This is a genomic window from Virgibacillus senegalensis, assembly GCF_000821245.2.
Lineage (GTDB): Bacteria > Bacillota > Bacilli > Bacillales > Amphibacillaceae > Sediminibacillus > Sediminibacillus senegalensis.
The window spans coordinates 1,162,562-1,188,803 of the sequence record NZ_LN611424.1 but is presented as its reverse complement, the minus strand read 5'-3'; the positions used below and the strand labels follow the sequence as shown (position 1 = coordinate 1,188,803).

Below are 26,242 nucleotides of genomic sequence, written 5' to 3'. Positions count from 1 at the left end.
CCTCTCTTTATCGAAAGGCTCATTCTAAAAACAGCTATTTTACTCAGACCGCAGAGGAAACAAACTCGCTTTCCGCGGACGAACGCCCGAGCCTCCTCGCAAAGTCCGCTGTGGGGTCTCGGCCGCCCGTTTTTCCGCAGGAGTCTCTTATCTCCTCTGTTACGCTATTTCGCTCTACAGAGCCTTTTTAACCGCTTGCTGCCATGAAATTTTATGCTTTAATCGTTCAACGTCTTTGATTCCAAAGGAATCTCGTTTTAAAACCTTTATCGTATTGTTTATTCCCTCGATATACCCATTATGAAATGGATACATGGATTGGTAAAATCTCTTGTTTCCAACGCATGAACGTTTTTCTTACACGGCGAAATGCCTCTATGTTTGAAGCACGCATCCATTTCAAACATCAGGGGACACCACCACATTCAGTATAGAGCCCTCTATTTTTGAATGATCATAAAATCCGCAAAAATAAAGCATAAGCTTTCCTTAAGGAAGGCTTATGCTTTTTCGGTTTATGATATAGGAAAATCCACCAAAGCATCTTCTATGTATTTGGTGGAGACGGTGGGAATCGAACCCACGTCCAGAGATATCGCCACTCAGGCATCTACGAGCGTAGTTGGTATATTATCATTCACTACCCTTTCAGCCTACCAACAGGCTTCCGGGGAGCTAGTCTGATTAGTCTCTTCTGCCATCCTCAGACGGTGGATGCCAGCGTAGCCCGCTTCAGTTGAGACCCTTCAATCTGCCACACGGGCGATGGCAGGAAGGATCCTTTAGTGCTACTTACGCAGCTGCTAAAGAGTAATTGTTTTCTTTGCCAGTTATATTTAGGCGAATAACGGTTATCGAGACGTAACCTCGACCCGCAACCTGAGCTCGATCTATCCCTGTCGAATCCGTAACGTCCCCATGTAAGAAGGGTACAACGGAATATATGATCACTCATTATCATATGAAGTTGTAAATGTCCCTAAGACAATTCCCATTATATCATAAATACGGCTATTTTCAACCCTTACCAATCACTGAAGGCTTTCTTTCATAGCCCTGTCGACATCACGTTTTGCCTGTTTTCGTTTCAAGTCTTCCCGCTTGTCGTATTTCTTCTTCCCTTTTCCTAACCCGATAAGGACTTTCGCGACCCCATTCTTAATATACACCTTCAACGGTACTAGCGAGTATCCTTGCTGCTGGGTTTCACCGATCAATTTATCGATTTCTTTACGGTGAAGCAACAGCTTTCGCGTCCTGGTGGGATCGTGATTGAAACGGTTGCCCTGCTCATAAGGAGAGATATGCATATTCATCAAGTAGGCTTCTCCTCTATCAATACGGGCAAAGCTGTCCTTCAAATTCACCCTGCCGGCTCGGATCGATTTAATTTCGGTTCCTTTCAAAACGATGCCGGCTTCAAATGTTTCTTCTATAAAAAAATCGTGCCCTGCTTTGCGATTTTGTGCGATTGTATTCCCTTGTCCTTTTGGCATCCCTATTTCCTCCTATTATTCCGTACCTTTCATTTTAACAAAAAAACCTTGCTATTCCAATCTTTTAACAGCCTCCTTCCTGAACGTGAAGCTCAATCACTTTTAGTGCAAATCAGTTCTCTCTGTGAGAAAATACCAAAAGAAATATCAGCAGAAGGAGTACGATGACCTTGCCTCACGAACTATTGCAAATCAGAAAACTGACAACGGATGACTGGAATTTAGTAAAACAAATGCAAACACAATTAGAATACGATTACGTCGTTGATATTTTCCCGGATTTAGTTAGCTCAAACGCCCATGAGATTTACGGACTTTTTTCCGGTAACCAACTTGCAGCGATTGCAGGCTACACCTTGTTTCCCGGTGGTATGGCCATGCTCGGCCGGCTTCGAAGTGACAATCGTTTCCTATCGCAAGGACATGCAACGGAGCTTTTAAACTACATCCTAGCCAAATTAAAAGAGGATCCAGCGATTCAATGGGCAGGAGCCAACACAAACGAACACAATTTTCCTGCAAGGCGCGTACTGGAGAAGCTGAACCTGGAGGTCGTCACAAAACTGCATTCCTTGCCGCTTGTTGAACCCCATTTAGTTTACGGAATGCCTGGTCTAAAATGGGAGCGCATCGATAACCTGGAGGATAAACGTGCTTTACTCGATTCATTAAAGGAAAATGCGATAAATGTTTTCCCATATGAATGCTATTATCCGCTTCCATTGACTGAAGGTTTGCTGACGGATGACTACTTAGCCGAATCTGCTTTTTACGTCAGTCCGGATAAACAGCGATTCTTCACCATCAAGAATGATCAAAAACGAGAGTGGTTTGCTCAAGTTAAATACTTTTGGAACGACCATTTTGAACAGCCCGGGTTCCTGGAAACTGTCAAAAATCATGTGGACAATGATGCCCTTCAGCCGACTGCCTGGTTCGACTTTTCTCAATCGGCATTTGAAAAAATTCCGAATAAGCATGCTTTCCGAATCGAAGATGCATGGGTATTGTATGGTACCTGGATTTAACGGAAAAACTTATCGGGTAAACATATAGGAAGATTAATTCATAAGGAGAGGTTAGGATGGAACAGAACAAACAACTTACGCTTAACTCCTTATATATCCCGTTGATCATAGCAGTTCCGGCAAACATTTTGTTCTTAATCCGGCTTCAATTCGGCCTTCCTTACCGTTGGGGCTGGGTAGCCTTTACCGTATTCACCTTGTTTCTTTTGATTACAGGAGGCATTTCCGTTCGGAAAAAGGAAACAAAATCACGCATCCTCGGACTTGTTTATTTGATATCGGCCATATTGTTCATTTGCTTGGCACTCCTGCTTTCCTGAGCGTTGAAAACACTCGCAAAAATTGCGAGTGTTTTTTCTATGGTCCTCCTCCTCAAACATACTTGCTCTTTCGCGAAAGATAGAAACGGTGTCATATGTTGAAGGAGTCTTCCTAATCTCCTACACCATGATTTGGAGTTTAGCGCTGCGGAAATACCCTACGCTTTCCGCGGGCGGCTGGTGATCTTTCCTTGAGCTTAATCTCTTCGGGATCTCACCGAGACTTTTCCTCCCGCTGGACAAGGAAAGCTGCTGCAGTGAAAAAATCAATTTGGATTTTCAATGTTTATAAATGTTCTACCTTCGCTGTTAAGAATTTCGAATAGTAATACTTCTCAAATTGAATGTTGGAATTCCTCTCCTTCTATCCCAAAAATCATACTAAGCTGCGGAAAAATGCGAGATCCTCGAAAATGCCCCCGCATTTTCTTCGTGCGGTGAGATTTCAAGGATGTCACTTCAATATCCTGTGGGAAAGGAACAGTCTGAAGACCCCGCTACTGGCGCTTTTTGCCAGTAAGGAGACTGAAGCGTTCCCCGCGGAAAGCGAGTGTTTTTCCGCAGCGCCGGACTTACACGTATCAGCATCTAACTTAAATTCTCACTATGTCGTATTTTGTATCAACAACAAATTAATGCACTGTCAGACCGTATGGAAAGATAAGCAAAAAGGCTGCCGGTAATTTTTCCGACAGCCACAAAACCAAACTTCTACTTTTTCTTTTTCTTCCGTTTTCCATTACTCTTTTTCGCAGAGCCTTTCGGGGCTTTCTTTTTTGCTTTGCCGTTTTGCTTATTGGACCGTTCCCGCTTGGCTGTTATCACCTTCGGACGATCTGGTGTGACCCTGGCCTTTCGGGGCTTCATGCCAACAACCTCAAAGTCAATTACACGCTCATCCAAATTGACATTAACGACTCGCACCGTGATTTCGTCCCCGATTCGGAAAATATTCCCGGTACGTTCTCCGATCATGGCGTACTGCCGTTCATCAAAGTGGTAATAGTCGTCCGTCAAATAACTGACATGAACAAGTCCCTCAATCGTATTCGGCAATTCGACAAACAAGCCAAACCCGGTTACCGAACTAATGACACCGTCGTATTCCTCACCGATTTTATCCTGCATATATTCGGCTTTCTTCAAATCATCGGTTTCACGCTCGGCATCGACCGCTGCACGTTCCATTTCAGAAGAATGTCTGGCGATTTCCGGCATGTTTTCTTTCCAATGTTTTTGGGTTTGCTGATCGAGCTGGCCGTTTACCAAATAAGTTCTGATCAGTCGATGAACAATCAAATCGGGATAACGGCGGATTGGAGACGTAAAGTGCGTATAAAAATCTGTCGCCAAACCAAAGTGACCAATGCTTTGCGGATCATATTTCGCCTGTTGCATGGAACGAAGCATCAGTTTGGAAATAATCATCTCTTCCTGAGTACCCTGTACTTCCTCCAAGACACTCTGAAGTGCCTGCGGATGGATTTCATTGGAAGTCCCTTTCACCACATAACCCAGGTTGGCAATAAATTCGAAGAAATGCTGCAGCTTGTCTGGGTTCGGGTCCTGGTGAATCCGGTGGATGAACGGAACATCCATCCAATGGAAGTGTTCAGCCACCGTTTCATTTGCTGCAAGCATGAATTCTTCAATTAGACGTTCTGCCACCGAACGTTCACGCAATACTACATCGGTCGCTTTCCCTTCTTCATCAACCAGAACTTGTGCTTCTTTAAAGTCAAAGTCGATGGCTCCACGGTTCATCCGCTTTCGACGCAAAATAGCCGCAAGCTCTTCCATATCCTTGAACATGGGAACCAATGCTTCATAACGATCTTTCAAATCCGGATCATCATCTACTAAAATCTTATTGACATCATGGTAAGTCATACGTTCATTGGTCTTGATGACACTCTGGAAAATATCGTGATTGACGACTTCTCCCTGTGGCGTAATCTCCATTTCACACCCGAGCGTCAGCCTGTCCACCTGCGGATTCAATGAACAAATCCCGTTAGACAGCCGGTGAGGGATCATCGGGATCACCCGGTCAACCAAATACACACTCGTTGCCCTTTCTTTTGCTTCCTCGTCTATCGGAGATCCTTCCCCCACATAATAAGAGACATCTGCAATATAGACGCCTAATTTATAGTTACCATTATCCAATTGTTTCACAGTGACTGCATCATCCAAATCCTTGGCATCAGCACCGTCGATGGTAACAATCGTTTCATCCCGCAGGTCTCTTCGATTGGCGATTTCCTCCGGACGAATCGTTTCCGGGGTATTTTCCGCTTGTTGGAGAACTTCCTCCGGAAAATCGATTTTGATACCATGTTTGTAGATGATGGAAATGATATCGATTCCGGGATCGTTTTTATGGCCGAGGATTTGCAACACTTCTCCTTCGGCACTCATGCGCCCTTCAGGGAACTTGGTGATTTTAACGATCACCTTATGGCCGTCAACTGCCCCTTTTGAAGCACTTTTTGGGACAAAAATATCATTGGGGATCCGTTTATCATCGGCAATGACAAAACCAAAATTCCCATTATCATCATAGGTCCCAACAACTTCGGTTGCAGCTCGATCCAATATTCGGACCACGACCCCTTCCGGTCGCTTACCATGCTCGTCTCTGCCTTCAATTCGGACGAGTACTTTATCGTTATTCATAGCAGACTGTAAATCGGCATGATTGATGTAGACATCATCAAGCCCTTCTTCTTCCGGTATGAGGAACGCAAAGCCTTTTGCGTGCATTTGTATTTTTCCGCGAATTAAATTCATTCGTTCTGGAGGACCATAGTGGTTTTTTCTCGTTCTAACCAGTTCCCCTGCTTCTTCCAGCTCATTTAGATTTTTCATCAGTATTTTGAAATCGTCCGCTTCCTGCAAATCGAGAATTTCTTCGATTTCCTGCACAGACAACGGCTTGGACGAGTTCTCTTTAAAATAATCCAAAATCTGCTGTTTCATTTCGTTATCCAAACACTCACCTTCTTTCGCTTGTCGTTACTTGGTACGTTCGGTATTTTTTCAGCATGGTATAAGTATTTCTATTATTCCTTAAGTCCATTCCAAGGATTCTAAAAATTGATAAATATCTTCATGAAGCTGTTCTTTTTCCTTATCCAACGTAATCACATGAGAAGAATTTTCGTACCACTTGATGTCTTTATGGTCTGCTTCCACATTTTCATATATGTAAGAAGCACTTTCCGTATTGATCATTTCATCATTCCTAGCCTGGACCACAAAGGTGGGTGCATAAATCTCATCCACCTTTTCTTTCACCTCGGTAATCAGTCCGCCTAAGTCTTTGAACATACGGTCCGATTGTTCAAGCAACTCCTCAACCTCGTGTTCGATTGTCTGCTCATCTTTTTTCTCCAGCTGCTTGAATTCTTTGGCGAAAGCCTGGAACCCTTTCGTCAATTGCTTTTCGTTATCAAAAAACATCGGTGCACACATCGGGATGATTGCTTTGACCGGCCGGGAGTGTGCCAGTTTTAAACCAAGCACGCCGCCAAGGGACAGGCCGGCGATGGCAATTTCCTTATGACCAAGGTCCTCAAGATGCCGCATCGCTGCTTGCACATCCTCCCACCATTGGTCAGGATGGGCTTTGATCAATTCCTCCGGTGGTGCTCCATGCCCGCGATAAATCGGGGCATGACAAGTATATCCCTGTTTTTGCAGATACCTTCCCAGCATCCGTACATCGGCCGTATGGCCAGTGAAACCATGTAATAATAATACCGCACGCTCTCCACCTTCAAACGTAAATGGTTCAGGCAGTTTGATTTTCATATTTCCGTTCACTCCTTGTTGGTAACTGTTACTTTGAAGAATGAATAATGAAGGTTTTAGCCTCGTGTAAACGATACACCTTTACCTTTTTTACTGTTTTTGTATAAGGCCCCTCCAGTTTCTCTTCCCCTATTTTAGCTTTCTTATGAACGATTGTAACGAAATAAGGTCTTTTCTTCGTCAAAAACAAACAATCCCCTGCCGCACTTGCAGCAAGGGATCGTTAGAATACCATATTCAAATTCAGCCAGCCCTGTTCAGGCCATCGCCTTAAGGTTCCAAGATAAAGCCAACGACAAACGCAAGCACGAACAAAATAACCGAAGCTACTACGGTAGCCCGATGAAGAACCAAATCCATTCCCCGTGCTTTCTGCTTGCCAAACAGTTGCTCCGCTCCTCCGGAGATTGCTCCGGAAAGCCCCGCGCTCTTACCCGACTGAAGTAAAACCAATACGATAAGTGCAATTGCATCAATGATTAAAATCGTAATCGCAGCTGCATACATGCCGCTACACCCCCTAATAAACTGTCGGCTGAATACCGCCGATTATAAGTCCATCCAGCAATTATCCTTGTCCAATCCATCTCTTATCGAAAATATCTCGTCAAAACGGACGTTTACATATTAGTAATGTAGCATAATTTCCCGGCTCTTAGCAAGCTGAGAATAGACGGTTTTGCAAAATACTATTATGATAAAACAAAGGAGAGGAAAAATATGGAGCAAAAAACGTTTTGGCTGGAAACGGAGGATCAGCACAAGATTTTTGTCCGAAAATGGGATGAACCCGGGCAGTCTCCTCGAGCCATCATCCAATTGGCCCACGGAATGGCCGAACACTCAGGCAGATACCAGCAATTCGCCGAATTTCTGGTTAGTCAACATTTTACCGTATACAGCAATGACCATCGCGGACATGGATATACCGGAAAAAAACAAGGGACTTTTGGTTTTTTAGCCGACGACAAAGGCTTTGACAAAACAACAGAAGATTTATGGACCGTAACGAAATCCATCCAAAAGCACCATCCCGGTAAACCACTTTTTTTATTGGGCCATAGCATGGGCTCATTCCTGGCAAGACGTTACATCCAACAGCATAGCGATGCGCTTGCAGGTGTTATTTTATCCGGAACAGGCAGTCACCCAGGTTTGATAAACCAATTAGGAAAGGGGCTGGCACTTGTTGAAGCAAAACGTATCGGAAAAGAAGCGCCCTCCAACTTCCTCAACCAGCTCGTATTCGCAAATTATAATCGCAAGCTGGACAATCAACTGACCAAGTTTGACTGGTTGAGTAGTGATCGGGAACAAGTCCAATCCTACATCGATGATCCATATTCTGGTTTTGTACCGACACCTTCCTTCTTTTTTGATTTATTCACTGGTTTTGACCGCATGGACGACCCGGACGGAGTGAAATCCATTGCCAAAGATCTGCCCATGCTGTTTTTTTCGGGACATATGGATCCAGTCGGAAATCAAACCAAAGGCGTCTTCCGTTCCGCTGAAAATTACTATCAGCATGGCATCCGTGATATTACTGTTCGGATATACGAAAACGGACGTCATGAAATGTTGAATGAATTAAATAAAGAAGAAGTTTTTGCCGACATCGTAAGGTGGATCCATCATGTTCTTTCTTAATTGGATGGGCAATGAAAACCAATTAGTAAAAAACAGCTCCCTTTCAAACACTGCAAACGGGTGAGCCTCATCGAGTGTATGCTCCTGGGTCCTCACCTGACCATTCTCCCACTGGAGCTCTTGTGTTCTTCCGCATTGGAACACCACTTCTTTTCAGTCCCCTTTCTTTACTTCGCTCTTATCCATGTCTATTGTCTATTTAACCCACTTAAAAGTTATCCTCACTTGAATTTCTCCCGATTCTCTCTGCTTTTTTCTCGACTAGTAACGTGAGGACATTCTCCCTGTTCGTGACTATTTTGTGACAAAATGAACGTTTTTGATTGTTTTTGAATTTTTATGATTGAAAAATGAAAGGGTTTGCTTTATGATTTAGTTGGTCAGCGAAAATAGAGGTGATGACTTATCCTGACACCAGAACGACATCAACTAATAATAAAACATATTGAAAAACATGGAACCGCTTCACTCCATGAGCTGATTAAATTGACTAAAGCTTCTGAATCGACGATTCGCAGAGATTTGAGCGAACTCGAGAAACAACGGAAGTTAATCCGGGTCCACGGTGGCGCAGCATCAAAGCAAACAATCAGCCAGGAATTGAGCATTCCCGAGAAAACAACCAAAAACCTTCAAGAAAAAAGGAGGATTGCTGCCGAAGCAGCGAAATTGGTGAAACAAGATGAATATATTTACTTGGATGCCGGCACCACGACTTTCGAGATGATTCCCTATCTAAAAGACAAGAACATCACCGTGGTGACTAACGGCCTCACCCATTTGGACGCATTGAGCGCGCAGCAGATAACAACGTATCTGACGGGTGGTTATGTAAAACATAAGACAAAAGCGCTGATTGGTCGCGGAGCTTTGATTGGATTGCAAAATTATCGATTTGATAAATGTTTTATCGGAGTAAACGGTATCGATTTGACATACGGGCTTACTACCCCCGATCCGGAAGAAGCAATGATCAAACAACAAGCGCTGCATTCTGCCCAACACGGGTATGTATTGGCAGATCATACGAAATTCGGTCAGGTGTCATTCAGCAAGATTGCAGAGTTGGAGGAAACGTTTCTTATTACCAATAAAATGGACAAACAGACCCTCTCTCCTTATCAGAATAAGACAAACATAAAGGTTGTGTAGCAATTGATTTATACATGTACATTAAATCCATCTGTGGATTACATCATTCATGTCGAAAAGTTTACCGAAGGGGGATTGAACAGAGGGACGGATACCGCTTATTATCCCGGTGGGAAAGGAATCAACGTATCCAGAGTGCTTCAGCGGCTCGGCCAGCGAAATACCGCCCTTGGATTCCTCGGCGGTTTTACAGGTGATTTCATTAAGCAAGAACTGAATAAAGCCGATATCGCCCACGATTTCATCCAGGTTCACGGCACAACGCGAGTGAACATGAAATTAAAATCAACAAACGAAACAGAGATCAATGGGCCAGGTCCTGCCATAACTGAACAACAGGAGAACGATTTACTCCAAAAAATTGCCAGACTCAACGAAGGCGATTATATGGTAGCTGCGGGAAGTGTTCCTACTACTATCTCTCCTGATTTTTATATCAAGGCTGCTGAACTGTGCAGTCAAAACAAGGTCAACATGATTGCCGATACTTCCAGCAGTGCTCTGAAAAAAATGCTTGGTCAGGAAGTTTTTCTGGTAAAGCCAAACCATCATGAACTAGGGGAATTATTCGACACTACGATTTCCAATGTAGAAGAAGCTCTCCATTATGGCAGGCAGCTGCATGAACAGGGTGCCAAACATGTCATCATTTCAATGGGTGGACAGGGAGCAGTTTATGTGAGCGGCAACACATCCCTTCAGGCAAGCGTCCCAGCAGGAGAGGTAAAGAATACAGTCGGATCTGGTGACTCGATGGTAGCAGGATTTATCGCAAGCATCGCTTCCGGCTCCACACCGGAAAAAGCTTTTCAAACAGCGGTGGCTGCAGGAAGTGCCACTGCCTTTCAAGATGATTTATGTGAAAAGGCAGACGTTGACCGCCTGCTCGATCAAGTAACGGTTCATCCACTAGATTAAGGGAGGTTCTAATAGTGAAAATCACTGATTTATTGAAAAAAGATACGATTATCCTTGATTTACAGGCAACTAGCAAATCAGAAGTCATAGACGAACTTGTTGACAAGCTGGACGAAGTAGGTCGCCTGCACGATAAGGAAACCTATAAAAATGCGATTTTGGAACGGGAAGTCCAAAGTACGACCGGAATTGGCGAAGGTATCGCCATTCCTCACGCAAAAACCGCAGCTGTAAAAACACCTGCTATCGTGTTCGGAAGGTCTGCAGAAGGAATCGATTACGAGGCTTTGGACGGAGCCCCTTCCCACTTGTTTTTCATGATTGCAGCTTCTGAAGGCGCTAATCAAACACACTTGGAAACCCTGTCACGGCTGTCTTCCTTCTTAATGGATAAACGTTTCCGTAAAAATCTGGAAGAAGCGTCTACAGCTGAAGAAGTGATGGCTGTCGTAGATGCAAAAGAACAAGACGAAGCATCTGAAGAAGAAACCGTAGATGCTGGCACTTCCAGTCGGATTTTGGCAGTAACCGGCTGTCCTACCGGGATTGCCCATACGTATATGGCGGCAGATAAATTGAAAGAAACGGCTTCTGAAATGGGCGTATCCATCAAAGTTGAGACGAATGGATCTGGTGGAGTGAAGAACCGTTTGACTAAAGAAGAAATAGAAGCTGCCGATGCGATTATTGTCGCAGCCGATACCAAAATAGAAACCGATCGTTTTCGTGGAAAACCATTAATTCAAGTACCAGTTGGCAAAGCGATTCATCAGCCGGAGGAACTGCTCAACAAAGCCGTTCAAAAGGATGCCCCGATATATCAAGGTGACGGTAGATCAGCAAAGGACGAGGGACAACAAGACGATAAAGGCCGTACCGGCTTTTATAAACATTTAATGAATGGTGTTTCCAATATGCTTCCTTTCGTTGTAGGTGGCGGGATTTTGATTGCCATTTCCTTCTTATGGGGCATTCATTCGGCTGATCCGGAGAGTACGGATTATAACCGGTTTGCCGAAATGCTGAATACAATCGGCGGCGGAAATGCTTTCTTCCTGATGGTTCCAGTGTTAGCAGGGTTTATCGCTTCCAGTATTGCCGACCGGCCTGGCTTCGCCCCAGGGATGGTTGCCGGTTTGATCGCCATTACTTCCGGGGTAGAAGGTGCAGACGGCGGCTCAGGATTCCTAGGTGGATTGATTGCCGGTTTCCTTGCGGGATATATCACTATACTCGTCAAAAAGGCAATGGAAGTATTACCGGCCATATTTGATGGATTAAAGACCGTGTTACTGTATCCTGTATTTTCGATCGGTATTACCGGATTGATCATGCTCTTGATCAATCCCCCGTTAACGACTATTTACACAGGACTATCCAACTGGCTGGAAAGTCTTGGAGGTTCCAATCTGGTATTGCTTGGACTGCTGCTAGGCGGTATGATGGCCATAGACATGGGTGGTCCGATTAACAAAGCAGCCTATACGTTTGGCATTGCCATGCTTGATGCCGATAACTTCTCGTTCATCGCAGCAATCATGGCAGGCGGAATGGTGCCGCCTCTATCCCTAGCCTTGGCAACGACGTTTTTCAAAAACAAGTTCACCAAACAAGAACAACAAGCAGGAAAATCCGCCTATGCACTTGGTGCCTTCTTTATTACGGAAGGAGCCATTCCATTTGCAGCGGCCGATCCAGCCAGGGTCATCCCGTCTGTAGCCCTCGGTTCTGCTATTGCCGGCGGACTGACGATGTTGTTTGATATTGGACTAAGAGCACCGCATGGTGGTATTGTAGTAGCTGGGCTTGTAGAGGGTAATCCACTGTTATACTTACTGGCTATCCTGATTGGTTCTATAGTAAGTGCTGTCATCATTGGATTCTTGAAAAAAGACCTGACAAAAGAGTAAAATAGGACAGGGAGACTGCCCGTTGTTTCATTTCACATAAATTTTTAGGAGGTTTTATCTATGGTAGAAAAAACAATGACTATCACAGACGAAACAGGAGTACATGCACGTCCTGCAACGGTTTTAGTTAATAAAGCTGGTAACTTTGAATCAGACATCAACCTGGAGTACAACGGAAAAACCGTCAACCTTAAATCGATCATGGGAGTAATGTCCCTTGGTATTCCAAAAGATGCCGAAATCAAAGTAACTGCGGACGGTTCTGATGAAGAAGAAGCGCTCCAGACAATTGTCGACACCATTAAAAATGAAGGGCTAGGAGAATAAACATAATGAACAACATAAAGGGTATTGCAGCATCAAGCGGGATCGCGATTGCCAAAGCATACAAACTAGAGGTCCCGGAACTTTCTTTCGATAAGCAAAAAATCGAAAATCCAGAAGCGGAAATCGAGCGCTTAGACGATGCGTTAGCCGTTTCAAAACAAGAACTGGAAATCATCAAAGAAAATGCCAGAAAATCACTGGGCGATGAACATGCTGAAATATTCTCGGCCCACCTGCTTGTATTAAGTGATCCAGAGATGATCAACCCGATAAAAGATAAAATCAAATCAGAAAACGTCAATGCAGAAGCGGCCTTGGACGAAACAGCAAACATGTTTATTGATATGTTTAAAAACATGGACAATGAATACATGAGAGAACGTGCAGCAGATATTCAGGATGTTACCAAGCGTGTGATGGCTCACTTGCTTAAAGTGACTTTCCCGGATCCAGCACTGATCGATGAGGAAGTTGTCATCGTCGCTGAGGACTTGACACCATCAGATACAGCCCAATTGAACAAACAGTTCGTCAAAGGCTTTACGACCAATATTGGCGGCAGAACGTCCCACTCTGCCATCATGGCCAGATCATTAGAAATCCCGGCAGTTGTAGGAACAAAAGATATCACCAATACAGCTTCAGAGGACACATTAGTGATCGTGGATGGTATCGATGGCGAAGTAATTGTCGATCCAGATGAGCAGCAATTGGCTACTTACAAACAAAAACAGGCTGATTTTGAAGAGCAAAAACAAGAATGGGCGAAGCTGAAGGATGAGCCGACGAAAACAGCAGAAGGTGAACACGTTGAGCTTGTGGCCAATATTGGTACGCCGGAAGACGTAGAAGGTGTTATCAATAACGGTGGTGAAGGTGTAGGCCTATACCGTACCGAGTTCCTTTACATGGGAAAAAGCGAGCTTCCTACCGAAGAAGAACAGTATGAAGCTTACAAGTCCGTATTGGAACAAATGGGCGATAAACCAGTAGTTGTTCGTACCTTGGACATCGGTGGAGACAAGGAACTTTCCTACCTGGAATTGCCGAAAGAATTGAATCCATTCCTTGGATTCCGTGCGATTCGTCTTTGCCTGGAACGGGATGATATTTTCCGTACACAGCTGCGTGCTTTACTGCGTGCTAGCACTTCCGGCAACCTAAAAATCATGTTCCCAATGATTGCTACACTGGATGAATTCCGTCAGGCAAAAGCCATTCTATTGGAAGAAAAGGACAATTTGACAAAAGCCGGTATCGAAGTTTCCGATGATATCGAAATCGGTATTATGGTGGAAATTCCATCTACAGCCGTAATTGCTCGTCAATTTGCCAAAGAAGTTGACTTTTTCAGCATCGGTACAAATGACTTGATTCAATATACCATGGCGGCAGACAGGATGAATGAAAGGGTTTCTTACTTGTACCAACCATATAACCCTTCCATCCTTAACTTGATCAACAATGTAATCGAAGCAGCCCACGCCGAAGGGAAATGGGCAGGAATGTGCGGAGAAATGGCCGGCGATTCTATCGCTATCCCAATCCTTCTTGGACTCGGTCTCGATGAATTCAGCATGAGTGCAACTTCGATTCTCCCTGCCCGTACGCAGATCAAAGATCTATCGAAACAAGAGCTTGCTTCCTTCAAGGACAAGCTATTGTCCATGAATACGGCAGAAGAAGTCGAACAGTTCATTCGCGAAAAGACAAATCAATAACCAATAAGAATCAAAAAATCCCCGGAACCAGGTTTTCGGGGATTTTCCATTTTTAATGCTTTTTAATAGCTGGAATCTATTTCATTTCTTATACAAAAATGTTTGGAAGTCGCTAACGATTATCGGAATCTTCAACAGACTAGTACACCAGCAGACTATGGATTAGTTACCGATACTTTGGCAGCACATAGGTGGATACGCAGTCAGCATATTGGAGGCATAACAGGACCACCCGATCATGTGTCCATTGCACGTTTGTTTTTTATCTTTCCAGAACTTCTACACAACGCTTTCTTCCGACTATGACTTTATTTGTCATTCCAATGAATAATCCTGTTTCGACGACTCCTAACGTTAGCTTAAGCCGTTGATGTATTTCCTTAGGTTTTGACAGGTCATCAAAACTGCAATCCAATATATAGTTATCATTATTGGAAACAAACGCTTCTCCTTCTACCTTTCTCAATTTGGGGTTGCATCCAAGCGCTGATAGCTTCCTTGCCGTGTTTTCCCAACCAAAACGGACAACCTCGACCGGAAGCGGAAAATTTCCCAGTTTTTGTACCTGCTTACTTTCATCAACTATGATGATTAATTTCTTTGCAGCATCAGCCACCAGTTTTTCCCGAAGCAGAGATCCCCCGCCTCCTTTGATCAGCTGAAAATCCGGATCCACTTCATCTGCCCCATCGATAGCCAAATCGAGTCTGTTTACTTCCGAGAAGTAGGCAAGCGGAATTCCGAACTTTCGGGCCCACGCTTCCGTCCTGACCGAGGAGGGAACTCCTCTTACCTGTAGTCCTTGAGCGATTCGCTCCCCCAGCTGCTTCATCATCCAATAGACGGTAGAACCCGAACCAAGCCCGATTGTCATGCCGTCCTCTATGTAATCTACTGCTTTTTTACCAGCCTTTTTTTTCAGTTCCTCCGTGTTATTCAACATATTATCCGCCTCCCTCTTCTCAGGATGATCCCAATATACGGTAATTATACCCTGAATACATACCAGTCAACCCTGTGCCGGAATGTTTTATTATAAACATACTTCTCTTCCCCCTTGTTCCTCACAAGCTCGTCGATGTTATCAAACTTTACGGAATGTAAAATGACCGTTTCCTGCCCATATATGGTTGCAAAAAAGCATTTAAAAAAGGCTGCCGGGTTTATCACCCGACAGCCTGCCTCCCGTTTAAAGGAAGGAATACTAATTTATTTGTTTAGGTTGTAGAAAGAATCCAGTCCACCGTAAACGCCAGTACCAACTAGTTCATCCTCAATACGAAGAAGCTGGTTGTACTTCGCTACACGGTCTGTACGAGAAGGTGCTCCCGTTTTGATTTGGCCGGCATTTGTTGCTACAGCGATATCAGCGATAGTCGCATCTTCCGTTTCACCGGAACGGTGGGAAATAACGGCAGTGTAGCCTGCACGCTTAGCCATTTCGATTGCCTGGAATGTTTCGGTAAGTGTTCCGATTTGGTTCACCTTGATCAAGATCGAGTTGCCAACACCTTGCTCGATTCCTTGCTTAAGACGTACTGTGTTAGTTACGAACAAGTCATCTCCAACAAGTTGTACTCTGTCCCCGATGCGCTCTGTAAGCATACGGTGACCTTCCCAGTCGTTTTCATCAAGACCATCTTCGATCGAAATGATTGGATACTTGTTGATCATTTCTTCAAACCAGTCGATCATTTCTTCAGAAGTACGTTCTACGCCTTCGCCTTTCAGGTTGTACTTACCGTTTTCATAGAATTCGGAAGAAGCAACATCCATTGCAAGTTTCACTTCTTCACCAGGCTTATAACCAGCTGCTTCAATTGCTTCGATGATGGTTTGGAAAGCTTCTTCATTGGACTTCAAGTTTGGAGCAAATCCACCTTCGTCACCGACACCGGTATTGTAGCCTTTTGATTTTAATACTCCCTTAAGGGAATGGAAAATTTCTGCACCCATGCGCAATGCTTCACGGAAAGTCGGAGCGCCGACAGGCATAATCATGAATTCCTGGATATCGACGTTATTGTCTGCGTGCTCACCGCCGTTCAGGATGTTCATCATTGGAGTAGGCAATGTATGGGCACTGAATCCTCCCAGGTACTTGTACAATGGCTGTCCAAGGAAATCTGCTGCCGCGTGTGCAACTGCCATAGACACGCCAAGAATAGCGTTAGCACCTAGTTTGCCTTTGTTTTCTGTTCCGTCAAGTTCCATCAATAGCTGATCGATAATGATTTGACGGGTAACGTCCATTCCGATAAGTTCTGGTGCAATTGTTTCGTTAACATTTTCTACTGCGCGTAGAACACCTTTTCCAAGATAGCGTTCTTTGTCACCATCGCGAAGTTCTACTGCTTCATGTTCCCCAGTGGATGCACCACTTGGAACCAATGCAGAGCCAAATGCTCCTGATTCTGTGAATACTTCTACTTCAACTGTAGGGTTGCCGCGGGAATCCAATACCTCGCGTGCATAAACATCTGTAATGTAAGGCATGTAAATCTCTCCTTTATTTTTTGATTAATGACTGGCCTGTCATTTCTTTCGGTTGTTCTACATCAAGTAAATCCAACAATGTTGGTGATAAATCACCTAAGATTCCGCCTTCGCGGAGTTCAATCCCTTCTCTTGTCACGATCACCGGAACAGGATTGGTTGTGTGGGCTGTCATTGGTTTTCCTTCCAATGTTACCACTTCATCCGAGTTACCGTGGTCGGCTGTAATAATTGCTTCGCCACCCAGTTCAAGGATTTTATCGACTACTTTGCCAAGGCATTCATCCACTGCTTCCAACGCATCGATGGTTGGCTGCAACATACCTGAGTGCCCCACCATGTCCGGATTGGCAAAATTGAGGATGATGGCATTTTGATTGCCTTCATCTAATTCCTTCAATAGTGCATCAGTTACCTCGTATGCACTCATTTCCGGTTTTAAATCATAGGTAGCGACTTTCGGGGAATCGATTAAGATTCGTTTTTCCCCAGGGAATTCTTGTTCCCTACCGCCACTCATAAAGAATGTAACGTGCGGGTATTTTTCCGTTTCTGCAATCCGCAGCTGATTCAAGTTGTTTTGGGACAATACTTCCCCAATAGTGTTATCAAGGTTAACAGGCTTATAGGCAACAAAGCCGTCGACCGTTTCACTGAACTGGGTAAGTCCCACGAAATAAAGGTTTTTCGGGTATTTGTCGCCGCGATCGAAATCACGGAAATCTTCGTTGGCAAAAGTCCGGGAAATCTGGATCGCACGGTCTGGACGGAAGTTATAAAAGATTAAAGAATCTTCGTCTTGTATCGTGCCTTTCGGCTGTCCATTCTCACCGACGATTACCGAAGGCAGGATGAACTCATCATAAATTTCATTTTCATAAGAGTCCTCGACTACCTCATACGGTGTTTTGTACTTTGGACCTTCTCCATATACCATGGCGTCATAGGATTTTTTCACGCGATCCCATCGTTTGTCACGGTCCATGGAATAGTAGCGTCCGGAAATCGTAGCGAATTCGCCGATCCCGTACTTTTCCATGATTTCTTCTGTTTGCCGGATATACGCTTCAGCTGATTTTTGTCCGACGTCTCTTCCATCCAATATACCATGAACGTAAACTTGTTCAAGTCCCTTTGTGGAAGCAAGCTTCAACAGACCGAACAAGTGCTCAATATGGCTGTGAACACCACCATCGGAAAGCAAACCGAAAATGTGAAGAGCCTTGTTGTTTTCCTTAGCATGATTAACTGCATTTACCAATGCTTCGTTCTCGAAAAAGTCGCCTTCTTTAATTGACTTGTTAACCCGTGTAAGGCTTTGGTAAACAACCCTGCCGGCCCCGATATTCAAGTGCCCGACTTCAGAGTTACCCATTTGGCCTTCCGGAAGACCTACAGCCTCGCCCGATGCATTTAATTGCGTATGCGGGTACTTATTGAAATAACGATCGAAGTTCGGCATATTGGCCTGTTTGACTGCGTTCCCTTTCACTTCATCCCGGATACCGAAGCCATCCAAAATAATCAGGGCCGCTAATTTATCTTGTTTCATTTCGCACCAGCCTCCGCTAATTGAACAAAGGAATCGGCTTCCAAACTTGCTCCGCCGACAAGTGCGCCATCAATATCGGACTGTGACAACAGTTCATCAACATTGGCAGGTTTTACACTGCCGCCGTATTGGATCCTGACTGCCTCGCCAGCCTCTTCAGAAGAAAATTGCTTGACGACATTACGGACATGAGCACAAACTTCGTTGGCTTGCTCCGAAGTGGCTGTTTTGCCTGTACCGATTGCCCAGATTGGCTCGTATGCGATAATAGAAGCCTTAATTTGCTCTTCAGTCAAACCAGACAATGCTTGTTTGACTTGAGACTCGATTAAGGTCATTGTTTCATTGTTTTCACGTTGTTCCAGTGTTTCGCCGACACAAATAATCGGTGTCAAACCATGATTAAAAGCAGCATGCGCTTTTTTGTTCACTGTTTCGTCTGTTTCTGCAAAATACTCACGGCGTTCTGAATGGCCCAGTACCACATGGGTTACACCTAAATCTTTCAGCATAACCGGGCTGACTTCACCAGTGAAAGCACCGTTGTCTTCATAATGCATGTTTTGTGCGGCTACTTTCAAATCAGATCCCTTCGCTTTTTCCACTAAAAAAGGAAGAAAAGGGTATGGTGCACATACGATCGATTCAGCCTTATCTTCGCTTGGGATCTTAGCCTTTGTTGCTTCCACAAATTGTTCGGCTTCTGATAGAACCTTGTTCATTTTCCAGTTACCAGCAATTACTTTTTTACGCATAAGAATCACCTCTCCTGTTATTTATCGCTTAGTGCATCGACGCCTGGCAATACTTTGCCTTCCATAAATTCCAGGGAAGCTCCGCCGCCAGTGGAAACATGGTCCATTTGTTCCGCATAACCGAATTTTTCAACGGCAGCTGCGGAGTCTCCGCCACCAATGACCGTATAACCTTCTGTTTCAGCCATTGCTTTGGCGACAGCTTTGGTGCCGTTCGCGTAGATATCCAATTCGAACACACCCATAGGTCCATTCCAAATTACAAGTTTGGAGTCCGAAATAATCTTGCTGTATTTTTCTCTTGTCTCCGGACCGATATCCAACGCTTCCCAATCAGCAGGAATGTTTTCGATATCGACAAATTGCGTATTTGCATCGTTGGAGAAATCATCCCCTATTACGACATCGACCGGCATAACGAAGTTCACCCCGTTGTCTTCGGCTTTCTTCATGAACTGTTTTGCCAAATCAATCTTGTCTTCTTCCAGAAGGGACTTCCCAATTTCATAGCCGCGTGCTTTGATGAACGTATATGCAAGTCCGCCGCCAATGATCAAGTTATCGACTTTATCGAGCAAATGATCGATTACACCGATCTTATCTTTAACCTTGGCACCACCCACGATTGCCGTAAACGGACGTTCTGGGTTAGACAAAGCTTTGCCCAATACGCTTAATTCTTTCTCCATCAACAATCCTGCCGCAGAAGGCAAATGCTCTGCAATACCGGCAGTGGAAGCATGCGCTCTGTGAGCTGCTCCGAATGCATCGTTGACATAAACATCTGCCATATCGGCAAAAGCTTTAGCCAATTCAGGGTCATTCTTCTCTTCACCGGGATGGAAACGGACATTTTCAATCAATAATACATCTCCGTCTTTCATTTCGGCCAATGCCTGATCGACTTCGCTTCCGTGTACCTCATCTGTTTTTGTCACTGTTTTGCCGAGTAAATCGCTCAACCGTTTTGCAACGGCATCCAAACGAAGTTCTTCGACCACTTCACCTTTTGGTCTTCCCAAGTGGCTGGCAAGAATTACTTGCGCACCCTGCTCGATCAGTTTTCCGATTGTCGGAAGTGCAGCTTTGATTCTGGTATCATCGCTGACCTCTCCATCGCTCATCGGCACGTTGAAGTCTACTCTGCAAAAGACCTTTTTCCCTTTTACGTCTAGATCAGCAATTGTCTTTTTATCCATCTGTTTCAGCCTCCTTACCTGTAATGGCTCCACATACTATCATTCCCGTATGTAGGTTCCTGTTAACCGGGAACCTTTAAATTAATTCAAAAACCACGCAAAGGAGGAGGACAACTCCCCCTCCCTGCTGGTCATTCGTTTATTTTATTCTTGTTTCTGCAGGGATTAAAGGCCTTGTTTCTTAAGGAAAACAGCCAAGTCTACACAACGTGTAGAATAACCCATTTCGTTGTCGTACCAAGTAACGACTTTCACCATGTTATCTTCCAGTACCATTGTAGATAGACCATCAGCAATAGAAGAATGAGTGTTACCTACGATGTCAGAAGAAACAAGTGGAAGTTCACTGTATTCCAGGATTCCTTTCAAGTCGCCTTCTGCAGCTTCGCGAAGTGCAGCATTGACATCATCAGCAGTTACGTTTTGATCCAATTCTACGACAAGGTCAACAATAGAACCGTCTGGAGTTGGAACACGCATAGCCATACCATTCAATTTGCCTTCCAGTTCAGGAAGTACTTTTGCAACAGCTTTTGCTGCACCAGTAGTGGTAGGAATGATGTTTTGTGCAGCAGCACGTGCACGACGGTAGTCTTTATGCGGCAAATCAAGGATTTGCTGGTCATTCGTATAAGAGTGAACTGTTGTCATCAGACCACGCTTGATACCGAATTTTTCATGAAGTACTTTCGCTGCAGGAGCCAAAGAGTTTGTCGTACAAGACGCGTTAGAAATAACATGATGGCTGGCTGCATCATACTTATCTTCGTTAACACCCATAACCAATGTAAGGTCTTCGTTTTTAGCAGGTGCAGAGATAACTACTTTTTTCGCACCAGCGTCTAGATGTTTTTTCGCATCGTCACGGTTTGTGAAAATACCAGTAGATTCGATTACTACTTCTACGCCCAAATCTCCCCAACCAAGGTTAGCTGGATCGCGTTCAGACTTAACGATGATTTCTTTTCCTGCTACTACCAGGTTAGAACCGTTTACAGATACCTCTTCTTCCAGGATTCCGTGTACAGAGTCATATTTCAAAAGATGTGCAAGCATGTTTGCATCTGTAAGGTCGTTTACTGCTACTACCTCAACTTCGTCATTTTTCAATGCTTGACGGAAAACGTTACGACCGATACGGCCAAAACCATTAATACCTACTTTTACTGCCATTTTATATTCCTCCTTATTTTCCTATATATTTAAAGGGATTGCTCCCTTATTAACTCTTTTGCCGCCCCTTCATCTGTCACCAGGACGTTGCTTTTTCCCTGCTGGAAGTAGGATGTGATTGCCTTTGCTTTGGAAGTTCCACCGGCAATAGCAACAACACATTGGGAATTATACAAATCTTCCAGCTGCAGACCGACAGTTCTTACTTTGTGAATGACTTCTCCAGCTTTGTCGAAATAATAGCCAAATGCCTCACTTACTGCATTGCCGGCAATGATTTTTTGCAAAACCTGTTCGGAAGCCTTTCTCCGCCTGGCCATCGTCTGAGCATCACCGATGCCGTGGATGACCACATCTGCCTGTCTGATTAATTGAAGAATTTCTTTGACGGATGGCTCACCAATGATTGATTGATATGATTCCTCGCTTAAAGGATCCGGAACATATAGCAGCCGGTATTCCCCGTTTGCTTTTTTCGCCATTTCCGAACAAATCGTATTTGCCTGGTTTTCCATACGTTCTCCCAGACCCCCGCGGGCAGGAACAAACATACAGTTTTGGGCATTTTCCAAAGGAGTCATCATTTCAGCCACGGCAGCCATCGAAGTACCGCCTGTCACAGCAATGGTTTGATTGTCTTTCAGAATCGACCGCAAAAATCCTACCGCGGCTTTTCCCATTTCTTGTTTTACCCAATCAACCTCATCACTATTACCAGGAACCACAATAACATGGTCTACGTGTAATTTATCCTTTACACTTTGTTCTAAAACACTGAAGCCTGATACTTCCTTCATGAACTCCCCAAGCTGTTGCAGGATGTTGATGCCCTCCGTGGTCAGCAGCATACCTTTCGCTGTGATATCGAGAAAACCGTTGGTGTTTAGAAAGTCTACTTCGCTTCTTACCATGCGTTCTCCCATCTCGATATTATCTGCCAGGCTTCTGCGGCCAATCGGGCCCATCAATTGTATGTAGTGCAAAATCTTATACCTGCGCTGCATAACCTCCAAAACATCAGGGAATAATTTTTTCTGAAGATCAATCAGTGCTCTCATGTTATTACTCCTTTATAACCAGTTAATGCTAACCGGGTTAAAAATGTCCCTGGCAGGCGTATTATGTCCCGCATACTCCAAAAAAATTCCTCTTACAAAAATCATTGTATCAGAACCGTCAAATTACGACAACTACTTGCGCTCAGAATCAAGAAATTCACTTAAATCAGTCAGGTCGATCCGGCCATAGCCTGCTTCCTGTCCATCAATTTCCACTACCGGGATCATCAACTGGTATTTCTCCAGCAGCTGATCATCGTTGTAAATGTCCACTTCTTCCAATTCGTATCCATATTGATCTTGCATAGCGAGTAAAAGCTCTTTCGCTTCTTCACACAACGGACAATTCGGCTTTGAATATAAAACCACTTTTTGCATGACATTCCCTCCACCTCTTTATTGTGCCACAATCTTTACAAAGAAAACAGCAGGAAGCTCCTGTCAGCCCTGCATGCGTGGAGTCTCCCAAAACAAAATACGAATTAAGCAGGAAGGAAACTCCTTCAATACTACCGAATAGCTTAAAGAAAGCACCTATATTCGTATTTTATATGCTGTACCTTTAAGGAGTGATTGTATCCGAAAACACATTATCTTGGTACTGGGGATCTTATTGCTTTTTATTATTTCTGTTCAATTTTCCCTAGATAAAGGAAGCAGAGAAAAAACAGCAGAAGAAATAAAACAAGACAAGACGGAGGAAAAGGTCGCAGAGGAAGGCAAAGTAAATGTAAAGAACGGAGAATTGGTCATTGATGAGGAAATGTATGAAGACTACTTTCAGCATAATCGAAATGAAGCATCTACTGATAAAGCACGCGAACTTTTGAAGCGAACAGCAATGGCTATGAATCCCAAAGGAGAACAGAAAATTCCGGAAGAAGAAAAGATACCTTCGTTCTTTATAGGAAATCAAGAAGAAATGGCCCTTTTACATAAGAAGAATAACAATAATCAATCTGGAAAACTGATTAATCACGTCGCTCAGAAAGTCACTTTGTTAGAACAGGCTCAGAGTTTAATTGAAAATAAACGAATCAAAGCCGATCTATCCTATTTAGTTAACGAGCTAACAGAATTAAAGTTTTATCGAATTGATGAAACCGGGGAATTCATCCAAGCGTATAAACAATATACAGATTTGCAGAAAAAACTGTTGGAAATTCACTATGCAATCGAAGCACAATAAATCGATTCCTATTAAAGAAGGTGACAGGATGAATAGAAAAGTTGGCGAGTACTACATAGACGGATTTACAATGGAATACTCGATTGTCGGCCAAGGTGTACCGGTGCTCGTTTTCCATGGCGGTCATTCCAATTGCCAGGAAGAATTCGGATATGAAACGTTGGTCAAAAATGGGTTTTCCGTGATTACCCCTTCAAGAGCAGGATATGGAGCAACTTCTCCCGAAGTAGGCAGCAGCTTATCAACTGCCTGCTATTACTATGCAAAACTATTAGACCACCTGAACATCGATACCGCGCATGTCGTTACAATATCTGCCGGCGGTCCCACGGCGATTTACTTTGCTGCACATTATCCCGAGCACACCCGTTCTCTCGTCCTGCAATCCGCTGTTACAAAGGAATGGCTCACGCCAAAAGATATCGAATACAAAGCTGCAAACATTTTGTTCCATCCAAAAACCGAGAAATACACTTGGAAACTATTATCTACCTTCAATAATATTTTCCCGAACTTCATTAAATGTTTCCTTCCTTCAGCAAGCTACCATACAAGGAAGCCAAAGATAAACTTGGAGAAAACGATGTGGTAGCAATCCGGAAAATGAATAACCGACAGCGGTCAGGTTATGGTTTTGCAATCGATTTAAAACAGATAAACGAGCTGACGGTTCAGGATTTACGAGCTGTGTCGTGTTCCACGTTGATCTTGCACAGCCAACACGATGGTTCGGTGTCCCTGGATCATCCTTATTTTGCGAAAGAAAACATTCGTATGGCTAAACTTCAGCTGCTCGACGCTTGGGGCCATTTGATTTGGCTTGGAGAGTCGGGCCGAGAAACGAACAGAATACTCATTTCTTTTTTAAAGCAGGACAGGACTCCTATCTAATAAAAAACGCTAATCGTTTCATGATTAGCGCCCGAGGGGAATTTCGATTTCTACGTCAACGTTTTTGTTGAACTGTTTGGAAAATGTTATTGATTACCAAACAAACTCTTTCCATAAATTCCAGGGATACGTATTTGGCGGCAAAGATGCTGCCTTCATATCTTCTTTTTTTGTAGGATGTTTAAACGAAAGCGATCGTGACCACAACGCGATTTGCTGCCCTGGATGATTAACTTCCTCCCCATACTTTTGATCGCCATACAAGGGGCGGTTTCGAGAGGAAAGTTGAACACGTATTTGGTGTGGCCTGCCTGAGTGCAGTTTTATTGACAGAAGAGATAACCCGTTCTTTTCACTTATTACTTCATATTCCAATACTGCTTTTTTGGCTTTTTCATGATTGGGAGAAGAAACATACACCTTGTTATTACGAGGATTCTTCACCAAATAATCCTCTAGTACATTATGCTGTTTTGGCATAGTCCCCCGGACCACTGCCAGGTAGCTTTTATCAATCGTTCTTCGTCGCATCATATCAGATAAGCGCGAGGCCGCTTTTGACGTTTTGGCTAAAACCATTGTGCCGCCGACAGGCCGATCCAAACGGTGAACGAGCCCAAGGTACACATTGCCAGGCTTTTGGTACCGATACTTTATATCCTCTTTTAATATCGATAGTAAATCTTTGTCTTTCGTTTTGTCTTCTTGTACGGGAACATTAACAGGCTTTTCTACACAAAGCAGATGATTGTCCTCGTAAAGTACGTGTATATCCATCATTCATTTACTCCTTAATTCTTTAGTTTCAAGTAAATGGTAACATGACAAACACCTACATTTAAACCAGCAGGATAGCAAGTAAATGTTAGAAAGGAATCTAAAATTTATTTTAAATAATGATTTTTAAAGTTTGGGTGAATTGAGAATTTATGGCGTAAATTCACGAGGTTTTCTCCAAAGCTTTCCTCTAAAAGTTCTCTATGTTTCTCCATAATTTCCATGATATACAAATCATGAATCATGAATCATGACTTCTGTAATTGGCATTATTAAACCTACATGCCTCGTCCATGCTGCACGGCTATCTTCCTTCAATGAGAAAATACCAGCTACTACTTCTGAATCATCTGCACTAAATACAATCCATCCTCCACCATACTCTTCTGTAATTTCATCACCCATATAATGAAAATATACATTTGCAAAATCAGAGGCGATTTCCCCATAGGCAATACTTGTTACGTTGACACCCTCTTTTTCCATCCATCGTAATTCTCCCTCCAATTCTTCAAATTCCTCTTTCCAAACCTCTAAGAGGATTCTTTTTTGCAGATAATATACAATCTTTTACTTTACGGATTATTTCTTTTGCCCCGTAATATTCCATATATTTCACGGTCATTTGCAGAACGTTCAAACTCCGCTAATGATTTTTCTGCCAGACTTACAAGCTTTTGTAGATGAAAAGACCCCGAACTCGCAAAAGTATTTTTTACGAAATCAAGGTCGGACTGGTAACTAGAGATTTATTTTTTAGTTAGACATAGTAGTAAAGAAGATTGATTTAAATGGATCATTATTAACAGACACA

22 protein-coding genes, 1 other RNA gene and 3 pseudogenes are annotated in these 26,242 nt (G+C 43.6%); 10 read left to right on the top strand and 16 right to left on the bottom strand.

Annotation, left to right across the window (positions count from 1 at the left end):
• Nucleotides 1–174 precede the first annotated feature (174 nt).
• From BN1067_RS20720 to smpB, 3 genes and pseudogenes are all read right to left on the bottom strand, one after another.
• Nucleotides 175–406 (bottom strand): annotated as a pseudogene (locus BN1067_RS20720) (transposase); the annotation flags it as partial.
• Between the two features lie 150 nt (nt 407–556).
• Nucleotides 557–918, bottom strand: a transfer-messenger RNA (tmRNA) gene (gene ssrA / locus BN1067_RS09890).
• Nucleotides 919–1,031: 113 nt separating this feature from the next.
• The gene (smpB, locus tag BN1067_RS09885; protein WP_053218695.1) at nt 1,032–1,496 is read right to left on the bottom strand and encodes an SsrA-binding protein SmpB; all 465 of its coding nucleotides are present in this window, start codon (nt 1,494–1,496) and stop codon (nt 1,032–1,034) included.
• 164 nt (nt 1,497–1,660) lie between these two features.
• On the opposite strand from smpB, the gene BN1067_RS09880 reads away from it, so the two are divergent.
• A complete protein-coding gene (locus tag BN1067_RS09880; protein WP_053218694.1) occupies nt 1,661–2,524 on the top strand; it encodes a GNAT family N-acetyltransferase in 864 nt (287 codons plus the stop codon).
• Nucleotides 2,525–2,580: 56 nt separating this feature from the next.
• On the top strand, nt 2,581–2,844 hold the full coding sequence (locus BN1067_RS09875) for a hypothetical protein (RefSeq protein WP_053218693.1): 264 nt from the start codon (nt 2,581–2,583) through the stop codon (nt 2,842–2,844).
• A 711-nt stretch (nt 2,845–3,555) separates the two neighbouring features.
• On the opposite strand, the gene rnr is transcribed toward BN1067_RS09875, so the two are convergent.
• The 3 genes from rnr to secG form a co-directional block, all read right to left on the bottom strand.
• Complete coding sequence (gene rnr, locus BN1067_RS09870) at nt 3,556–5,826, bottom strand: ribonuclease R (RefSeq protein ID WP_053218697.1); 2,271 nt, start codon at nt 5,824–5,826, stop codon at nt 3,556–3,558.
• 90 nt (nt 5,827–5,916) lie between these two features.
• Nucleotides 5,917–6,660: an alpha/beta hydrolase gene (locus tag BN1067_RS09865; RefSeq protein WP_053218692.1), complete on the bottom strand. Its 744-nt coding sequence runs from the start codon at nt 6,658–6,660 to the stop codon at nt 5,917–5,919.
• 270 nt (nt 6,661–6,930) lie between these two features.
• Nucleotides 6,931–7,167 (bottom strand): preprotein translocase subunit SecG, encoded by a 237-nt coding sequence (secG, locus tag BN1067_RS09860; protein ID WP_053218691.1) that lies wholly within the window; start codon nt 7,165–7,167, stop codon nt 6,931–6,933.
• A 213-nt stretch (nt 7,168–7,380) separates the two neighbouring features.
• Between secG and BN1067_RS09855 the strand changes: the two genes are divergently transcribed.
• The 6 genes from BN1067_RS09855 (at nt 7,381) to ptsP (ending at nt 14,338) form a co-directional block, all read left to right on the top strand.
• On the top strand, nt 7,381–8,310 hold the full coding sequence (locus BN1067_RS09855; RefSeq protein ID WP_053218690.1) for an alpha/beta hydrolase: 930 nt from the start codon (nt 7,381–7,383) through the stop codon (nt 8,308–8,310).
• A gap of 405 nt (nt 8,311–8,715) precedes the next feature.
• The gene (locus tag BN1067_RS09850) at nt 8,716–9,462 is read left to right on the top strand and encodes a DeoR/GlpR family DNA-binding transcription regulator (protein ID WP_053218689.1); all 747 of its coding nucleotides are present in this window, start codon (nt 8,716–8,718) and stop codon (nt 9,460–9,462) included.
• A gap of 3 nt (nt 9,463–9,465) precedes the next feature.
• Nucleotides 9,466–10,380, top strand: a complete 915-nt coding sequence (gene pfkB, locus BN1067_RS09845; RefSeq protein WP_053218688.1) for a 1-phosphofructokinase — start codon at nt 9,466–9,468, stop codon at nt 10,378–10,380.
• 14 nt (nt 10,381–10,394) lie between these two features.
• Nucleotides 10,395–12,290, top strand: a complete 1,896-nt coding sequence (locus BN1067_RS09840) for a PTS fructose transporter subunit IIABC (RefSeq protein WP_053218687.1) — start codon at nt 10,395–10,397, stop codon at nt 12,288–12,290.
• 60 nt (nt 12,291–12,350) lie between these two features.
• On the top strand, nt 12,351–12,617 hold the full coding sequence (locus BN1067_RS09835; protein WP_053218686.1) for a phosphocarrier protein HPr: 267 nt from the start codon (nt 12,351–12,353) through the stop codon (nt 12,615–12,617).
• A gap of 5 nt (nt 12,618–12,622) precedes the next feature.
• Entirely contained in the window at nt 12,623–14,338 is a 1,716-nt protein-coding gene (gene ptsP, locus BN1067_RS09830; protein ID WP_053218685.1) for a phosphoenolpyruvate--protein phosphotransferase, read from the top strand.
• A gap of 262 nt (nt 14,339–14,600) precedes the next feature.
• On the opposite strand, the gene rpiA is transcribed toward ptsP, so the two are convergent.
• From rpiA to BN1067_RS09785, 8 genes are all read right to left on the bottom strand, one after another.
• Nucleotides 14,601–15,281 (bottom strand): ribose-5-phosphate isomerase RpiA, encoded by a 681-nt coding sequence (gene rpiA / locus BN1067_RS09825; RefSeq protein WP_053218684.1) that lies wholly within the window; start codon nt 15,279–15,281, stop codon nt 14,601–14,603.
• 266 nt (nt 15,282–15,547) lie between these two features.
• Nucleotides 15,548–16,834: a phosphopyruvate hydratase gene (gene eno, locus BN1067_RS09815; RefSeq protein ID WP_053218682.1), complete on the bottom strand. Its 1,287-nt coding sequence runs from the start codon at nt 16,832–16,834 to the stop codon at nt 15,548–15,550.
• Nucleotides 16,835–16,847: 13 nt separating this feature from the next.
• Nucleotides 16,848–18,386 (bottom strand): 2,3-bisphosphoglycerate-independent phosphoglycerate mutase, encoded by a 1,539-nt coding sequence (gene gpmI / locus BN1067_RS09810; protein WP_053218681.1) that lies wholly within the window; start codon nt 18,384–18,386, stop codon nt 16,848–16,850.
• Complete coding sequence (gene tpiA, locus BN1067_RS09805) at nt 18,383–19,141, bottom strand: triose-phosphate isomerase (protein WP_053218680.1); 759 nt, start codon at nt 19,139–19,141, stop codon at nt 18,383–18,385. The genes gpmI and tpiA overlap by 4 nt, the downstream gene beginning before the upstream one ends.
• Nucleotides 19,142–19,158: 17 nt before the next feature.
• The gene (locus tag BN1067_RS09800; RefSeq protein WP_053218679.1) at nt 19,159–20,340 is read right to left on the bottom strand and encodes a phosphoglycerate kinase; all 1,182 of its coding nucleotides are present in this window, start codon (nt 20,338–20,340) and stop codon (nt 19,159–19,161) included.
• Between the two features lie 165 nt (nt 20,341–20,505).
• A complete protein-coding gene (gene gap, locus BN1067_RS09795; protein ID WP_053218678.1) occupies nt 20,506–21,513 on the bottom strand; it encodes a type I glyceraldehyde-3-phosphate dehydrogenase in 1,008 nt (335 codons plus the stop codon).
• Nucleotides 21,514–21,542: 29 nt separating this feature from the next.
• Nucleotides 21,543–22,571 (bottom strand): sugar-binding transcriptional regulator, encoded by a 1,029-nt coding sequence (locus tag BN1067_RS09790; protein ID WP_053218677.1) that lies wholly within the window; start codon nt 22,569–22,571, stop codon nt 21,543–21,545.
• A gap of 132 nt (nt 22,572–22,703) precedes the next feature.
• Nucleotides 22,704–22,949 (bottom strand): glutaredoxin family protein, encoded by a 246-nt coding sequence (locus tag BN1067_RS09785; RefSeq protein ID WP_053218676.1) that lies wholly within the window; start codon nt 22,947–22,949, stop codon nt 22,704–22,706.
• A 235-nt stretch (nt 22,950–23,184) separates the two neighbouring features.
• Between BN1067_RS09785 and BN1067_RS09780 the strand changes: the two genes are divergently transcribed.
• A complete protein-coding gene (locus BN1067_RS09780) occupies nt 23,185–23,760 on the top strand; it encodes a hypothetical protein (protein WP_199868507.1) in 576 nt (191 codons plus the stop codon).
• Nucleotides 23,761–23,788: 28 nt separating this feature from the next.
• Nucleotides 23,789–24,651: pseudogene (locus BN1067_RS09775) on the top strand (alpha/beta fold hydrolase).
• Nucleotides 24,652–24,744: 93 nt separating this feature from the next.
• On the opposite strand, the gene BN1067_RS09770 reads toward BN1067_RS09775, so the two are convergent.
• Nucleotides 24,745–25,428: an RluA family pseudouridine synthase gene (locus BN1067_RS09770; RefSeq protein WP_053218696.1), complete on the bottom strand. Its 684-nt coding sequence runs from the start codon at nt 25,426–25,428 to the stop codon at nt 24,745–24,747.
• Between the two features lie 107 nt (nt 25,429–25,535).
• A pseudogene (locus BN1067_RS20515) lies at nt 25,536–26,090 on the bottom strand (TrmB family transcriptional regulator sugar-binding domain-containing protein); the annotation flags it as partial.
• Nucleotides 26,091–26,242 lie beyond the last annotated feature (152 nt).

What these genes read in the sequence shown, in the direction of transcription:
- rnr (WP_053218697.1), bottom strand. Translation starts at nt 5,826, where the DNA reads ATGAAACAGCAGATTTTGGATTATTTTAAAGAGAACTCGTCCAAGCCG.
- secG (WP_053218691.1), bottom strand. Translation starts at nt 7,167, where the DNA reads ATGTATGCAGCTGCGATTACGATTTTAATCATTGATGCAATTGCACTT.
- rpiA (WP_053218684.1), bottom strand. Translation starts at nt 15,281, where the DNA reads ATGTTGAATAACACGGAGGAACTGAAAAAAAAGGCTGGTAAAAAAGCA.
- eno (WP_053218682.1), bottom strand. Translation starts at nt 16,834, where the DNA reads ATGCCTTACATTACAGATGTTTATGCACGCGAGGTATTGGATTCCCGC.
- BN1067_RS09790 (WP_053218677.1), bottom strand. Translation starts at nt 22,571, where the DNA reads ATGAGAGCACTGATTGATCTTCAGAAAAAATTATTCCCTGATGTTTTG.
- BN1067_RS09865 (WP_053218692.1), bottom strand. Translation starts at nt 6,660, where the DNA reads ATGAAAATCAAACTGCCTGAACCATTTACGTTTGAAGGTGGAGAGCGT.
- gpmI (WP_053218681.1), bottom strand. Translation starts at nt 18,386, where the DNA reads ATGAAACAAGATAAATTAGCGGCCCTGATTATTTTGGATGGCTTCGGT.
- BN1067_RS09800 (WP_053218679.1), bottom strand. Translation starts at nt 20,340, where the DNA reads ATGGATAAAAAGACAATTGCTGATCTAGACGTAAAAGGGAAAAAGGTC.
- gap (WP_053218678.1), bottom strand. Translation starts at nt 21,513, where the DNA reads ATGGCAGTAAAAGTAGGTATTAATGGTTTTGGCCGTATCGGTCGTAAC.
- BN1067_RS09770 (WP_053218696.1), bottom strand. Translation starts at nt 25,428, where the DNA reads ATGGATATACACGTACTTTACGAGGACAATCATCTGCTTTGTGTAGAA.
- smpB (WP_053218695.1), bottom strand. Translation starts at nt 1,496, where the DNA reads ATGCCAAAAGGACAAGGGAATACAATCGCACAAAATCGCAAAGCAGGG.
- BN1067_RS09855 (WP_053218690.1), top strand. Translation starts at nt 7,381, where the DNA reads ATGGAGCAAAAAACGTTTTGGCTGGAAACGGAGGATCAGCACAAGATT.
- tpiA (WP_053218680.1), bottom strand. Translation starts at nt 19,141, where the DNA reads ATGCGTAAAAAAGTAATTGCTGGTAACTGGAAAATGAACAAGGTTCTA.
- BN1067_RS09875 (WP_053218693.1), top strand. Translation starts at nt 2,581, where the DNA reads ATGGAACAGAACAAACAACTTACGCTTAACTCCTTATATATCCCGTTG.
- ptsP (WP_053218685.1), top strand. Translation starts at nt 12,623, where the DNA reads ATGAACAACATAAAGGGTATTGCAGCATCAAGCGGGATCGCGATTGCC.
- BN1067_RS09785 (WP_053218676.1), bottom strand. Translation starts at nt 22,949, where the DNA reads ATGCAAAAAGTGGTTTTATATTCAAAGCCGAATTGTCCGTTGTGTGAA.
- BN1067_RS09880 (WP_053218694.1), top strand. Translation starts at nt 1,661, where the DNA reads ATGACCTTGCCTCACGAACTATTGCAAATCAGAAAACTGACAACGGAT.
- BN1067_RS09835 (WP_053218686.1), top strand. Translation starts at nt 12,351, where the DNA reads ATGGTAGAAAAAACAATGACTATCACAGACGAAACAGGAGTACATGCA.